The organism is Acinetobacter sp. BY419, assembly GCF_019038395.1.
Taxonomy (GTDB): Bacteria; Pseudomonadota; Gammaproteobacteria; order Pseudomonadales; family Moraxellaceae; genus Acinetobacter.
Genome location: NZ_JAGFXZ010000018.1, coordinates 11,851 through 25,825, shown reverse-complemented (window position 1 = coordinate 25,825; position 13,975 = coordinate 11,851). Strand labels below are relative to the sequence as shown.

Annotated in this window: 18 protein-coding genes; 8 read left to right on the top strand and 10 right to left on the bottom strand. The window is 38.5% G+C overall.

Translation table 11 applies throughout. The features are described 5' to 3' along the window. Positions 1-51: 51 nt before the first annotated feature. A complete protein-coding gene (locus KUG37_RS08615) occupies positions 52-1,167 on the bottom strand; it encodes an S-(hydroxymethyl)glutathione dehydrogenase/class III alcohol dehydrogenase (protein WP_216935567.1) in 1,116 nt (371 codons plus the stop codon). 313 nt (positions 1,168-1,480) lie between these two features. Between KUG37_RS08615 and KUG37_RS08610 the strand changes: the two genes are divergently transcribed. The 3 genes from KUG37_RS08610 to KUG37_RS08600 all read left to right on the top strand — a co-directional run bounded on the left by KUG37_RS08610 (position 1,481) and on the right by KUG37_RS08600 (position 4,389). Continuing rightward, positions 1,481-2,755, top strand: a complete 1,275-nt coding sequence (locus tag KUG37_RS08610) for an NAD(P)/FAD-dependent oxidoreductase (protein WP_216935565.1) — start codon at positions 1,481-1,483, stop codon at positions 2,753-2,755. Positions 2,756-2,854: 99 nt separating this feature from the next. Then, positions 2,855-3,862 (top strand): TauD/TfdA family dioxygenase, encoded by a 1,008-nt coding sequence (locus KUG37_RS08605; RefSeq protein WP_216935563.1) that lies wholly within the window; start codon positions 2,855-2,857, stop codon positions 3,860-3,862. 140 nt (positions 3,863-4,002) lie between these two features. Beyond that, the gene (locus KUG37_RS08600) at positions 4,003-4,389 is read left to right on the top strand and encodes a VOC family protein (protein ID WP_216935562.1); all 387 of its coding nucleotides are present in this window, start codon (positions 4,003-4,005) and stop codon (positions 4,387-4,389) included. Positions 4,390-4,498: 109 nt separating this feature from the next. Here KUG37_RS08600 and arsH read toward each other — a convergent pair whose 3' ends face one another. From arsH to KUG37_RS08585, 3 genes are read right to left on the bottom strand one after another with little or no spacing between them, the layout of a single operon-like run. After that, positions 4,499-5,203, bottom strand: coding sequence for an arsenical resistance protein ArsH (gene arsH / locus KUG37_RS08595; RefSeq protein ID WP_216935559.1), 705 nt, complete (start codon positions 5,201-5,203; stop codon positions 4,499-4,501). Between the two features lie 5 nt (positions 5,204-5,208). Next, positions 5,209-6,249: an ACR3 family arsenite efflux transporter gene (gene arsB / locus KUG37_RS08590; RefSeq protein ID WP_216935557.1), complete on the bottom strand. Its 1,041-nt coding sequence runs from the start codon at positions 6,247-6,249 to the stop codon at positions 5,209-5,211. Between the two features lie 4 nt (positions 6,250-6,253). Then, the gene (locus tag KUG37_RS08585; protein ID WP_216935555.1) at positions 6,254-6,568 is read right to left on the bottom strand and encodes a metalloregulator ArsR/SmtB family transcription factor; all 315 of its coding nucleotides are present in this window, start codon (positions 6,566-6,568) and stop codon (positions 6,254-6,256) included. An 82-nt stretch (positions 6,569-6,650) separates the two neighbouring features. Here KUG37_RS08585 and arsC point away from each other — a divergent pair, with 82 nt between their 5' ends. The 4 genes from arsC to KUG37_RS08565 all read left to right on the top strand — a co-directional run bounded on the left by arsC (position 6,651) and on the right by KUG37_RS08565 (position 8,385). Next, a complete protein-coding gene (arsC, locus tag KUG37_RS08580) occupies positions 6,651-7,079 on the top strand; it encodes an arsenate reductase (glutaredoxin) (protein WP_216935547.1) in 429 nt (142 codons plus the stop codon). Between the two features lie 179 nt (positions 7,080-7,258). Beyond that, positions 7,259-7,540 carry an IS1 family transposase gene (locus KUG37_RS08575; protein WP_216935546.1) on the top strand — a complete coding sequence of 94 codons (282 nt, stop codon included), beginning with the start codon at positions 7,259-7,261 and terminating at the stop codon, positions 7,538-7,540. Between the two features lie 48 nt (positions 7,541-7,588). Next, positions 7,589-7,996: an IS1 family transposase gene (locus tag KUG37_RS14890; protein WP_216935613.1), complete on the top strand. Its 408-nt coding sequence runs from the start codon at positions 7,589-7,591 to the stop codon at positions 7,994-7,996. A gap of 110 nt (positions 7,997-8,106) precedes the next feature. After that, complete coding sequence (locus KUG37_RS08565) at positions 8,107-8,385, top strand: hypothetical protein (RefSeq protein ID WP_216935545.1); 279 nt, start codon at positions 8,107-8,109, stop codon at positions 8,383-8,385. Positions 8,386-8,499: 114 nt separating this feature from the next. On the opposite strand, the gene KUG37_RS08560 is transcribed toward KUG37_RS08565, so the two are convergent. The 5 genes from KUG37_RS08560 to KUG37_RS08540 form a co-directional block, all read right to left on the bottom strand. Continuing rightward, a complete protein-coding gene (locus KUG37_RS08560; protein ID WP_216935544.1) occupies positions 8,500-8,697 on the bottom strand; it encodes a hypothetical protein in 198 nt (65 codons plus the stop codon). Between the two features lie 69 nt (positions 8,698-8,766). Then, positions 8,767-8,994 carry a hypothetical protein gene (locus KUG37_RS08555; RefSeq protein WP_216935543.1) on the bottom strand — a complete coding sequence of 76 codons (228 nt, stop codon included), beginning with the start codon at positions 8,992-8,994 and terminating at the stop codon, positions 8,767-8,769. 112 nt (positions 8,995-9,106) lie between these two features. After that, positions 9,107-9,322, bottom strand: a complete 216-nt coding sequence (locus KUG37_RS08550) for a cold-shock protein (protein ID WP_004649268.1) — start codon at positions 9,320-9,322, stop codon at positions 9,107-9,109. A 736-nt stretch (positions 9,323-10,058) separates the two neighbouring features. Then, positions 10,059-11,231 carry a hypothetical protein gene (locus KUG37_RS08545; RefSeq protein ID WP_216935542.1) on the bottom strand — a complete coding sequence of 391 codons (1,173 nt, stop codon included), beginning with the start codon at positions 11,229-11,231 and terminating at the stop codon, positions 10,059-10,061. Between the two features lie 53 nt (positions 11,232-11,284). Beyond that, a complete protein-coding gene (locus KUG37_RS08540) occupies positions 11,285-12,133 on the bottom strand; it encodes an ABC transporter substrate-binding protein (RefSeq protein ID WP_216935540.1) in 849 nt (282 codons plus the stop codon). Between the two features lie 163 nt (positions 12,134-12,296). On the opposite strand from KUG37_RS08540, the gene KUG37_RS08535 reads away from it, so the two are divergent. Next, entirely contained in the window at positions 12,297-13,022 is a 726-nt protein-coding gene (locus KUG37_RS08535) for a class II aldolase and adducin N-terminal domain-containing protein (RefSeq protein ID WP_216935538.1), read from the top strand. A 62-nt stretch (positions 13,023-13,084) separates the two neighbouring features. Here the strand turns inward: KUG37_RS08535 and KUG37_RS08530 are convergent, their stop codons facing one another. After that, positions 13,085-13,954: a phytanoyl-CoA dioxygenase family protein gene (locus KUG37_RS08530; RefSeq protein ID WP_216935536.1), complete on the bottom strand. Its 870-nt coding sequence runs from the start codon at positions 13,952-13,954 to the stop codon at positions 13,085-13,087. Between the last annotated feature and the right edge of the window lie 21 nt (positions 13,955-13,975).

Genomic DNA, 13,975 nt, shown 5'->3' with positions numbered 1-13,975 from the left:
AATAAAAAAAAGCCCCAAAATTAGGGCCCTTATCCTTATCTGATGAAAGACTTAATCTTCAAAATGAATCACGGTACGAATCGATTTTCCCTCATGCATCAAGTCAAAGGCTTCATTAATCTGGTCTAAACCCATAGTATGGGTCACAAAAGGTTCCAGTTGAATTTCTCCTTTCATGGCATCTTCGACCATACCCGGTAATTGAGTACGACCTTTAACCCCACCAAATGCAGTTCCCATCCATTTGCGACCTGTCACCAACTGAAATGGACGGGTTGAAATTTCCTGACCTGCCCCTGCTACACCAATAATAATCGACTGGCCCCAACCACGATGTGCAGACTCGAGCGCTGAACGCATCACATTGACGTTACCAATACATTCAAAAGAGTGATCAACTCCCCAACCTGTCATTTCAACAATCACTTCCTGTACAGGCTTATCATAATCTTTCGGATTAATAAAATCAGTTGCGCCAAATTCAGCTGCCAGCTTAAATTTTTCAGGATTGGTATCTACTACAATAATTTTTCCAGCTTTGGCTTGACGTGCACCTTGCACCACCGCCAAACCAATACCGCCTAGACCAAAGACTGCGACTGACTCCCCTTCTTGTACTTTAGCAGTATTATGTACCGCACCGATCCCTGTGGTAACACCACAACCCAGTAAACAAACATGTTCAGGATTCGCTTCAGGACTGACTTTAGCCAACGAAACTTCTGCGACTACCGTATATTCTGAAAATGTTGAACATCCCATATAGTGATAAATCGGCTGACCGTTATAAGAGAACCGTGTCGTACCATCAGGCATCAGGCCTTTGCCTTGTGTTGCACGAACGGCGACACACAGATTGGTCTTGCCTGATTTACAGAATAAACACTCACCACATTCAGCGGTATATAAAGGAATCACATGGTCACCCGGAACAACACTCGTTACCCCCTCTCCGACCTGAACCACAATTCCGGCTCCCTCATGGCCTAAGACTGCAGGAAAAATACCTTCAGGATCTGCACCAGATAAGGTAAAGGCATCGGTATGGCATACTCCGGTATGGGTAATTTTCACCAATATTTCACCGGCCTTGGGTAGTTCAACATCAAGTTCTACAATCTGTAAAGGTTGTCCTGGCGCAAAAGCGACTGCTGCACGTGATTTCATGTTTAATCCTGCTTATCCTTAATTTATTGGGTCTCTTTTCAAACTCAACCAGTTCACTTCAAGCTTAAAAATTCAAACGAACAATAAAAATTTCATTAAAAAACTTTCCTTACTTTTATATGAACTTCATGGATCTGAAGCAATTCGGTTTTTTTGATTCATACGTTCTGCTTATATGATTTTCGCTATTCAACAGACCTACTTATATTGAATCCATCAAAACAGATTTAATTTTTTGAAGTTTTAGGCTTTCAAGAAAAGAAACAATAAACAGCACGCTGTCACAGTGAGCTTTGGAAAGAGGATATATAAGATGAAATTAGATAATTTAAATATCGATACTGTGGTTGTTGGTGCAGGTCAAGCTGGCGTTGCAATGAGTGAGCATCTAACCAATTTAGGTGTTTCACATGTCGTCCTGGAAAAGAACCGTATCGCTGAAGCTTGGCGTACACGCCGCTGGGACTCTCTGGTTGCCAATGGCCCTTGCTGGCATGACCGTTTTCCAAATATGGAATTTGATGCCGATCCGGACGCTTTTGTTCATCATGATCAAGTTGCTGATTATTTTGAAAAATATGCCAAAAAATTCAATATGCCGATTCATACGGGTGTGACTGTTTATAAAGTTTATAAATCTGCACATCAATTAGGTTATATCGTAGAAACATCAGAAGGTACGATTCACGCACAGCATATTGTTTCAGCGACAGGTGCATTCCAGAAAGCAGTCATTCCACCTGTTGCCCTCAAAAATCCTTCTTTTCATCAAATTCACTCCGACGACTATAAAAATCCCGAGCAATTGCCTAAAGGTGCTGTACTGGTGATTGGTGCGGGTTCATCTGGTGTACAGATTGCGGATGAACTGAACCGTGCCGGCAAGAAAGTTTATTTATCAGTTGGCCGTCATGAGCGCCCGCCCCGCACTTACCGTAACCGCGATAATGTCTGGTGGTTAGGTGTACTGGGTGGCTGGGACTTTATGCGTACCGATACGGGGCCTTTAAAAGGTTTCGCAGTAAGTGGTGCACATGGCGGCGTCAATGTAGATTTTCGCGTATTGGCGAATCAAGGCATTACTCTGCTCGGAAGCACGGAGTCATTTGAAGGTCAAAAAATCAGGTTTAAAGACAACCTCAAACACAATCTGGATGAAGGCGATGCAGCACTCATGGCCTTCTATGACGAAGCAGATGCCTATATCAAAAATAATGGGTTGAGTTTGCCCCTGGAACCGCAGGCACGTAAAAAATTACCAAATCCAGAATGTGTCATTAATCCGATTCTAGATCTGGATATAGAAGCAGCCAATATTACCTCTGTGATCTGGGCATCTGGTTTTGGCTATGACTTTAGCTGGTTACAAGTGGATACTTTTGATGAGTTCGATAAACCCATCCATAAACAAGGCATTTCTCCACAGCGTGGTGTGTACTTCCTGGGCTTACCCTACTTGACTGGTCGTGGTTCAAGTTTCATCTGGGGAGTATGGCATGATGCCAAACACATTGCTGAACATATCGATATCCAGCGCAAGTATCAGGAATACCAAACTGACAAGAACCTGCTGAAACATTCAGCTTAAGGTCTGCTCTCATGTATGCATATATCAGTCGCTTCTGGCTCATATGTGCATTTTTGTTTGCAACTCACCTTTTTTTAAATTCGATGTTTTGGGGAATTTATGAATACTATTTTAAAATCTAAAATCACGAATAAATGTGCATGGGTAGGTAGTGAAATCGCTACTCAGACCGATTGGATCTATCAGCTCTCACCGCATATGTTGACTGTATTAGAGCAAGCGCTCGAAGTACTTGAAGCTAAAAATCTGAATGCACCCGAATTTGAAAAACAGGATGCACTGATTGAAGATGCCAAATTTTTAGCGCAGATCGAATATATTTCCAATGAACTTGAAAATGGTTACGGGTTTATTGTGATTCGTGGTTTAGATGCAAATCAATATAGCGAAGCGCAATTGGCCAATCTGTATTATTTATTGGGTTTACAGATGGGCAGTGTGGTGACTCAGAATGCCCGAGGTGATTTGCTCGGCTATGTTGAAAACGTCGGTGACAAAAACAAAAAAATGACCCGGGTTTATGAAACCAATGAGTATCTGCCCTACCATTCTGACTTAAGCGATGTGGTCGGCTTACTCTCAATCCGTAAAGCCAAACAAGGCGGACTGAGCAGTATTGTCAGTTCTTCAACGGTCTATAATCGAATATTGGAGCAGTATCCTGAATATTTGGGTTATTTCTATCATTCTGCATGGTATGACCATCTGGGTGAAGTTGAGCCATCCCTATCTCCGATCTTTAGCTATTATGATGGAAAACTCGCCTGTCGCTATCTACGACATTATATTGAACTGGGACATGAACGTCGTAATATTCCTCTTTCTCAAGTTCAAATTGAGGCACTGAATCTTTTCGATCAGATCAGTCATGACCCAAATTTACGTCTCGATATGATGCTGGAACCTGGCGATATTCAGTTTTGTAATAACTACTGTGTTATGCATTCGCGTTCATCCTTTGAAGATGATGAGGACTTAACACAACACCGTAAATTACTGCGTTTATGGTTAAAAATGCCAAATTCCCGTCGACTGGCAAAAGATTTCCCCGGTCGTAACGGAATTCCAAAAGGCTTAGGCCAAGTTGGACTGCTACCACTTTCCTAATTTTTCAGCACACCTCAATGTTAAATGGGTAATTTAATTTTTATTTTTAACGAGTCATATACAGTACAAAAGGGTCAAATAACTTAAATTTAGCGAACCAAATAACTGGTTATTTCCTTCACAGATTTTTGAGAACTAATATGGAAATCTCACATTTAGATCATTTAGTCTTAACTGTTGCGGATATAGAAAAAGCATGTAATTTTTATAATGAAGTTCTAAATTTTGAAGTTGTTTTTTTTGGAAAGGGTCGTAAAGCATTAAAGTTTGGCCAGCAAAAAATTAACTTACATCAAGCAGGAAATGAATTTGAGCCTAAAGCTAAGCATCCCACCAAAGGGTCTGCTGACTTATGCTTTATAGCAAAAACTCCATTAGAAATGGTTATTAAGCGTCTGAATGATCTTAATGTTGATATTGAAGAGGGACCAATTCAACGTACAGGGGCTACAGGAAATATCATGTCCGTATATATTCGCGATCTGGATGAAAATTTAATAGAAATATCTAACTCCATGACTACCTAGTTTTTATATAGACACTCTAGAATTAGATCATACATGTTATACGAAATGAAAAAGCCTAGACCTAGAATCCAGGCTTCGCATAACTCATATTATGTGGATTTTAGAAAGCCTAAATACTCTTTTGATTTACACGTTTTGAAAGCTCTTCCGCACTCTCTACACGTTCAGAGTAACGGTCAGTTAGATATGCGGATTGCCCTCTGGTTAAAAGCGTAAACTTATAAAGCTCTTCCATGACATCTACGATCCTGGTGTAGTAAGGAGAAGGCTTCATACGACCATTCTCTTCAAACTCTAGAAATGCTTTAGGGACTGAGGACTGATTTGGAATCGTGATCATACGCATCCAGCGACCCAGAATACGCAATTGATTCACTGCATTAAAAGATTGTGAACCTCCACAGACTTGCATTACAGCTAAGGTTTTCCCTTGAGTTGCACGTATTGCGCCTGCAGCTAACGGAATCCAGTCGATTTGAGCTTTTAAAATCGAACTCATAGCTCCATGGCGTTCAGGAGAACACCAAACCATGCCCTCTGACCATGCTAAAAGCTCATGCAGTTCTTTTACCTTTGGATGTTGCATATCACCATCTTCAGGAAGAGGTAAGCCTTTAGGATGGAAAATTTCAACTTCCGCACCGAAGTACTCCAGGATTCGGCCTGCCTCCTGAACGGCTAAACGGCTATATGATCTCTCACGATTTGAGCCGTACAGAAGTAGCATCCTGGGTGGATGATCCAGGTTTTTTGCTTGAACTTTTTCTAAAGTAGGCTTTTCTAGAAGACTTAAATCAATATTCGGTAAATTCATCAGATTTATACCTCTTTAAAAAACTTTTTTCTGAGCCACAACGAGACTGTGACTAAGGCAATCAATACAGGTACTTCGACAAGCGGCCCAATAACTGTCGTGAAGGCCACAGGTGAAGCTAATCCAAAAGTGGCAATTGCTACAGCAAGTGCTAATTCAAAATTGTTGCCTGCCGCAGTAAAGGAAATAGCAGTCGTTTTAGGGTAGTCATTGCCCATCCATTTACTCATAAAGAAGCTGATGAAGAACATTGCAACAAAATAGATTGTCAAAGGAATAGCGATTCTAAGCACATCTAGAGGAAGACTAACTACTTCGCCACCTTTAAGACTGAACATGGCTACAATCGTGAATAAAAGCGCAATAAGACTGATTGGGCTGATTTTTGGGATGAATCTAGTCTGATACCAATCTAAGCCTTTCTGTTTGACTAAAATCAGCCGCGTTAAAAAGCCAAGTAAAAACGGAATACCGAGATAAACAAGCACAGCATGGGTAATTGTCCAAAAGCTCACATTAATGATTTGTGCCTCTACCCCAAAGAATGGCGGTAAGAAGGTCAAGAACAACCAGGCATAAGTACTAAAGAACAAGATTTGAAAGATACTGTTAAACGCGACTAAGGCAGCGACATACTGATTGTCACCACATGCCAGGCCATTCCAGACCAAGACCATAGCAATACATCGAGCTAACCCTATTAGGATCAGTCCCGTCATATATTCAGGATAAGAGTGCAAAAAAATTATTGCCAAGCCAAACATTAAACAAGGTGCTATTAGCCAGTTTTGAACGAGAGATAATGCAAGGGTACGCTTGTCCTCGAATACCTTTGGTAAAGTTGCATAGTCTACTTTGGCAAGTGGTGGATACATCATCAGAATAAGCCCTATTGCGATAGGGATATTCACTGAATTAATGCTTAATTGATCTAGTACCACAGATGTCCGGGGGGAAAACACCCCAATACCTACGCCTAATGCCATGGCAATGAAAATCCATAGGGTTAGGTTTCGGTCTAAGAATGAGAGCTTTGATGGGGACATTGAATTACTCGCATTGCATAGAGATAGATAAGCTGCTCGCAGGTTTATTCAGTACGTCATCTTTTAAAACATTGAGAACAGAATTTACCCACTCTGGTAAATCAGGATTCAATCGGTAATACACCCATTGTCCTTTGCGCTCATCTAGCAAAATTGAAAGGTTGCGGAGTAAAGCCAGGTGGCGAGAAATCTTAGGTTGGCTAAGTTGTAATATCTCTGTGATTTCACAAACACATACATTCTGTCTTTCTAAAATGATTTTTAAAATATCCAGACGTGTCGGGTCAGATAGACACTTAAAGAAATCTGCTTGATCCATAATCTACACTCATATATATGCTATTGCGAATATACGTATATCCATATATAAATGCAATATTATTAAGCCCTGAGTAAATTCAATGTCATCAAAAATTAAGATCTATCACAACCCTGCTTGCGGAACATCCAGAAATACACTGGCCCTGATTCAAAATACAGGAGAAGAACCCGAAATTATTGAATATCTGAGTAACCCTCCAAGTAAGACTGAACTCATTAATTTGATTGAGAAATCAGGTATCTCTGTACGTGAAGCTATTCGCAAAAACGTGGAACCCTTTGACACTCACAAATTGGATCAGCAGCACTGGACAGATGAGCAGCTCATTCATTTTATGCTTGAGTATCCAATTTTAATTAATCGTCCATTTGTTGTGACTGAACTTGGTGTAAAACTATGTAGACCCTCTGAACTCGTTTTAGATATTTTGTCTGCTCCTCAATTAGGAGCTTTTAGCAAAGAGGATGGTGAAATGATCATTGATCAAAATGGCAAAAAAGTTAAATAAATCTGCTTCATTTTAAATAATGGCTGCTGTACGAAATGAAGAAGCCTAGACTTAGATCTAGGCTTTAAAATTTAAAAAAACATAAAAATTAAGGTTATATACTCAATTTGGTAGTGTCCAAAAACAACGTGTTTGAATCTAGAATAAATTTAAAAATGGCTGAGCAATAAATCCTAAACATGATCATAGAAACGATAAGCTACGTATATACCCGTTGCCAATCAGTAAATATCTATAAGAACGGGCATAATAAAAGTGGGAATGCGCAGTTCAGATGTAAAGATTGCGGTCGATCAAGTGTGCTCAAACCTAAAATCAAATACACAGAAGAGCAAAAAGAACTCATCATCAATACTTATCTTGAGCAAGGTAGTTTAAGAGGCATGCAGCGTCTATTTGGTGTTGCACCTGATACACTTATGGGATGGATAAAAAAAAGTAAAAACAAGGAAAATCAGTAATGAATTGCTAGATGCAGAACCTACAGATGTACTCGAATTGGATGAACTCTGGAGCTTTGTAAAACTCGTCGTCATACGGTTTGGACTTGGATTGCACTCTGTCGTCGTACGCGTCAGGTTATCGCTTATGTATGTGGTCAGCGTAATGATAAAACGTGCACAGATTTACGTTGTCGTATTCCTTCAGACTATTTTAATTTAGCAACATGTAGTGATTATTGGTCAAGTTATGCTGAGGTATTGGATCCTAAGACCCATCGCTCTGTGGGTAAACATAGAGGTTTAACCAACCATGTTGAGCAGTTCAATGCCACATTAAGAAATCGCTTAGGACGTTTTACACGGAAAACCTTAAGCTTTTCGAAAAAGAAAGAAAATCATGAAGCTATCTTGCCTATGTTTTTATTAAAGTACAATCTGGATATGAAAGATAAGTGGATAGCATGTCAGATTTGAGCATTACCAAAATTATTATATATAGTATTTAATTGTTTTATAAAAGAAAAATAACTAAGTAATTTCATATGTGTCATAATTAAATGCTACTAAATATATGAAAGGTTAAAATGTTCCAAACAGTCTCTTTGTTAACTATCGAACAAATTTATAACTTTTTAAAAGAATCTCCTAATTTTCAGAATAGTACTCAATTTGAAAGGTTGAAGATTTTTTTCTTTGAACTTCATGACCATAAGATCGGTGAATTTGAAGCGAAGCAACCATTAAAATTCACATTAAATTTCAATAAATCATGGCTAGTAGTAGATGCTATAGCTGCACCAAATTTTAATCATAAACAATTATTTTTGAAATGGTTATGTATACGATTTAATATCCCAGCTTAAATTAAAAGAACTGAAATTTGCGTAATACAAAATCAGTTCCTTTTAATTAAGCTAAGCAAGCCTTAACTTTTAGAGTACCCCAGAAAAAAAGTACTAGCTTAAAATTTGCATTATTTATGCAATTTTGAAAATTTTTCCACTTAAGGTGCTCTGAAAGAACATTTCAAAACTAGGTCGAATATCTTCACCCTCAACAGTAATATGTTTTATATTCGAATGAGAGCGAGTACTGGCAAACTGATGATCCACAGTTGCTTGAATAGCGTGTTTAACCCCAAACTGATCTTTTACGTTAATACTCTGTTTAAGCATGTATATACCCTTAATAAGATTATAGTAGAAAATATTTAAATAAATATTTTATTTTTATTATTTTTTTATCTAAACAACTCTATGATCTAGTTTAAATAACTGATTTAAAGAAGTATAAAATGTACGACCATCTAAATTTAAATCAACCTCCATACCAGATGAAAGAAGAACTCTTTTCCCCACTTCGATTGTTTTTAACCCCCGACGTGTATTTTGCATTTTATTAAGGGGAGTTAATGAAACAATAATTTCAGTACCATTTTTAGCTTTTGCAATTAAATAATCTATTTTTAACAACTTGAATCCTGTTTTTCTGAATTTTTTCCAATTTTGGAAATAACTTTAAAATTAAATTTTGAATTATAAAAAAAGCACTAATTAGTGCTTTTTTATTACTGCTTATTACTGCTTAGATAGCAACAATATTTACAGCATTCGGTCCTTTTTGACCTTGGGCTACGCTGAATTCAACCATTTGGCCTTCAAGTAAGGTTTTGAAACCTGAACTTGCGATTTCGCTAAAATGAGCAAAAACGTCTGGACCTGATTCTTGTTGAATGAAACCAAAACCTTTAGTTTCGTTAAACCACTTTACAGTACCTTTAACAACATTTGAGTTTGACATAATATATCCTACTAATTTTTAATAATTTTTAGTCATTTAATTGACTGGGTATAACTTTGAAAATAATAAAGAAGCGACTTAAAATCTGAAAAAACGAAGGATTATGACTAAAACTGCGATACTTAAAGAAGATTTACCGGAACAAGACTTTTTTCTAGTTAAGCTAACTATATACTAAAAACAGGAAAAATCAAGTTTTTTTATATGCATATTCATTAAACTTATAAATCAAGATGGAAATGAATCAATTATAGATTTATTTATTCAATAGAATCAGCTTTATATTGCAAATGTAACAATATAAGGTTAATCTGTTGGTCTAGTAGGATTGATAAGTAATAAATGCGTTTATATAGCTCTGTAATAACAATATTGATGTTTTTAATTTCGGGAATGATAATTTTTTCCCAAACGCAAATCATATATCAACCGCCAAATTTTACCGCTTTCCATATGGTCGAATAGTCATATTTAATAAGAAAAACCGCCCTACAGGCGGTTTTTTATTTTGAAGAAATAATAATTGTCTTTATTTAACATAAACCTCTTATGCGAACAGGCAACATATCGCTCCTCATCTTCCTCTATGTAAATCATCCTCGGCTTCTAAAGCGCGATAGACGATTTTCATATTGCTGAATTACCTGAGCAAACGAACTGACCATTTACTGAACTCCAAACAAAAAAATACCGTATCTTAGATACGGTATTTGTCTTTCGCCAACTAAGTCCAATCTTAGAACAGATATGACACTTGCAGATTCAACATCTGTTCGCTCTGATTCGCATTCCCTTGTGCGTAGGAATCTGACGGACCACCAATCAAGAAATCATTTTTTCCCATAATGTAATCGGCGACAAACAACAGATTATTATAGTAAACAGAGACGCCTAAGATATGACGACTTGAGTCTTTGAAACTATTCTCAGACTTCGCATATTGGCTATACATAAAGTGCGGTTGAATTTTCTTAAACTTACCGACATCTTTAAACGAATAAGCTAAATCAATGGTATAGAACATACCTTCATTCGCCACCATAAAGTTATCATCAAATGAACCCATTAATGATGCTTTCGATGTCACAGGATCAGCATTATCTACATCGTTTTTTCCGACAGTAGCAAGCAATTCAAGGTTGTTATAATTCAAATTCCCAAATAAAGCCCATGCCTGGCGGTCGCCTGTCGTGCCAAAGGTTTTATTATCGATATCTGACGACCAATAAGAAGCACCAACATTGCCTGAAATCCCTTCAGGCAAACCGCCAACCTCTTGTTCGACTCGAACAATAAACATATCCGTTTCATCAAGATGAGTGATTAGATCATTTTCAGGTTTAACAAAATTCGTAGTGTAGCGACTAGCATCTTCAGAATAAGGACCTGAATAGCTACCACCATCTCCTGGGAAATAACCTAATTCAAGTTTGGTACCAGTATCAAACTTACCTTGGTATTTAATCCCGAGGTTATGTACATCTTCCAGACCGATCTGGGTCATTACACCACCGTAGTAGTTACTTTCCCAAAAACGACCTAGCCCAAAAGGTACGGCTTGCAGACCCACCTGAATTAGATGGTGTTCATTGAAGTGATAGCCGGCATAGGCATCGACAAGGGTAGAAAAATCACAGAGCTTTTCGAATTGATAGCAACGATATTCTACATGGCCAAATAATTTAGGAGATTTATAATCGACATTAACGCGAGCAGCATCAAATGTAAGTTTGTGGTCATTCTCCGTCCAGCTTTTATCTTGGTATTTGGCTCGTAAGAAGCCCGATACACTTAATTCTCCGGTCGTGCTGTTTGCATCACCTATACTTAATTTCCCCGCGACAACTGGTGTACTCAAAACGGTCATCACAGCAAGCAAGCAACAATGATTTAAAATTTTTAATTTCATTTATTTCATCTCTTACATCATATTCATCGCGAAATGGGTTGATCCCAGCTCAGTTATTTCGGCATGTATTTTTTAATGTCTTCATCAGTGGGCGCTTGTAACTTGTATTTCGCTAATAACTGCTCGTATTCCCCAGAATTTTTGATGGCTTCTAAACCGCTTTGTACTTTGTTCAAGAGTTCCTGGTCGCCTTTAGGAATCGCAATCCCCCCTAAAATTGGGAAAAATGGCTCTGTTGAACTGATCACCAGTCGACCATTTAATTTTTCCACTGTTCTCTGTGCCACACTGGCATCGTCATAATGTGCATCGACTGCTTTGGCCAACAAGGCTTGCACGGACTCAGGCGAAGTCACAAATTCCCGCACTGTGATTGGCGCTTTACCTTTCGCCACACAACTTTCTTGCGACATTTGGCGTAACTGTTCCGGGAACATCGAACCATTTTGAGAAGCAATGGTTTTGCCACAGAGGTCATCACGTGTTTTAGGCTGATAGTCTGAATTAGCTAAAGCAATCAAGGCCTCTGTAGTCAGGTAGTAAGGCACCATATCGACTTTTTCGAGACGTTCTTTGGTGATGTACAAAGCAGACATCAGCAGATCAAATTTTTTCGCTTCCAAGCCACTGACTAGATTTGAGAACCGGCTATCGACAAAAATAGCTTGATCACCTGATTGTTCAAATATTTTATTGGCAATATCGATATCAAAACCAACCGGTTTGCCATTTTCAACAGACTCAAATGGCGGAAAAGTCATATCACTGCCAATTTTGTAGACCTTGGCTGAAGTCTCAGAATTGGCTTCTTGTTGGGAAGTTGATTTATCACTACACGCCGATAATCCACAGGCCAAACTCACGACAACAATGAGGGGTTTGACTTTCAAAAATAAATTCATTTTCACCTCCAAACATTCATTTTTTAATAACATTAGAGACGTTATACGTGAGTTTTTTTAAGAAAGTAATTTTGAATTTCTGTGTTAGCAATCCAGAAAAAACGATGCAACACATGCACTAAAAAATATTAGACTTTTATTATATTTCAATGAGATAAGCCAAATGAAAAGTGAATCACAAATACGCATAGATTTAGCGATTTCGCTTCGTTTAAGTGCAAAATTAGGCATGCATGAAGCTGTTGCAAATCACTTTAGTGCAGCCATATCTGATGATGGAAAATCCTTCCTGCTGAACCCCAAATGGGTACACTTTTCCAAGGTTAAAGCCAGTGACCTGATTCTGGTTCACGCAGATGATCCGGACAGTTTTGAAAAAGGAAAAATTGATTCAACTGCATGGGCAATCCACGGACAAATTCACCAGCTGAGACCTGATATCAAGGTCATCATGCATTTGCACCCGATCTATGCCACTGCCCTTTCATGCTTAAAAAATCCGACCTTGTTGCCAATTGAGCAAAATAGTGCGCGTTATTTTAATCGCATATCTTATGACTCAAATTACAGCGGTATGGCAGATCAATTGGCAGAAGGTCAACGTCTGGCAGGCTTGCTGAAAGATAATTCACGTTTACTCATGGGCAATCATGGTGTCCTGATTGCTTCACACGATATCGGGGTTGCTTTTGATGATATGTATACTTTTGAACGTGCAAGCCAAGTCCTGATGAATGCTTATTCTACCGGTCAAACCCTGAATATTTTGAATGATCAGGTAGCAGAAAAAACGGCACAGGATTGGGAAAAAATTGAAGACTTCAGTATCGCCCATTTTGAACAAATGAGATCGATTCTGATTGAGGAAGATCCACGTGTGATGGATTAAATAAAGATTTTTAAAACAATAAAAAAGAGCTTCAAAAGAAGCTCTTTTTGATTGTTTCTGGTTTATGCCATTTCTAAACCGGCCTGTTGCACAAAGAATGAAGCGCCTTTTGGTTTTTGTGGCAGTTTTAACTGATTGGCAGCCATGCGGACTTGACCACTTTCTATACCATAAACCAGCTGTCCTTGATGCACGCTTGGTAATGGATTATCTGATAGTGGTACCGCATCTTCAGCTGCGTAAACAGTAATAAATAAATAACGAGGCAATTCTGTATTATTCGCACCAGAAGCATGAAGTAAACGTGTATGCATAAAACACACTGAACCTGCAGGACCAATACAAGACACATATTTTTGACAATGTTTTGCTTCAACAGAGTCTTCAACTTTTCCTGTGAAACGGCCATCTTGCCAGTGATTAAATAGTTCCCCTTTATGACTTCCTGGAATGACTTGTAATGGGCCATTTTCTGCAGTCACTTCACCCACCATCAACAATGCCGTAATCATGTCGTCATTGGTGTGCGGTGTAAATGGAAAATCCTGATGCCATTTTACCGTTGTTGCTGTATGCGGTAACTTGGCATTGACTTTACTATGATGGAAACGTGTACCGCTGCCACCAATCAGTTGCCCTGCCATCTCTGCCATGCTTGAATGAATTGCTGTTTCATAATACGCATCTGAGATCTCGGTAGGAGAACTGACACGTCTTAAGGCTGGATGGTCTGTATGGTGATCTACCGGGTCCACGTCAAAACGTGACCGGCCATCAATGCTTTCCCCATAAGCTTCAGTATACTGACGACTTTCCTCTACCCAGGATTCCAGTTGTGCACGTAACCCCGATAATTCATCTGGGCTCATGACATTCTCAACTACTAAAAAACCGTCACGATGAAATTGTTCAATTTGATCTTGTCTTAACATGTTCTTTTACCTTTAACTATT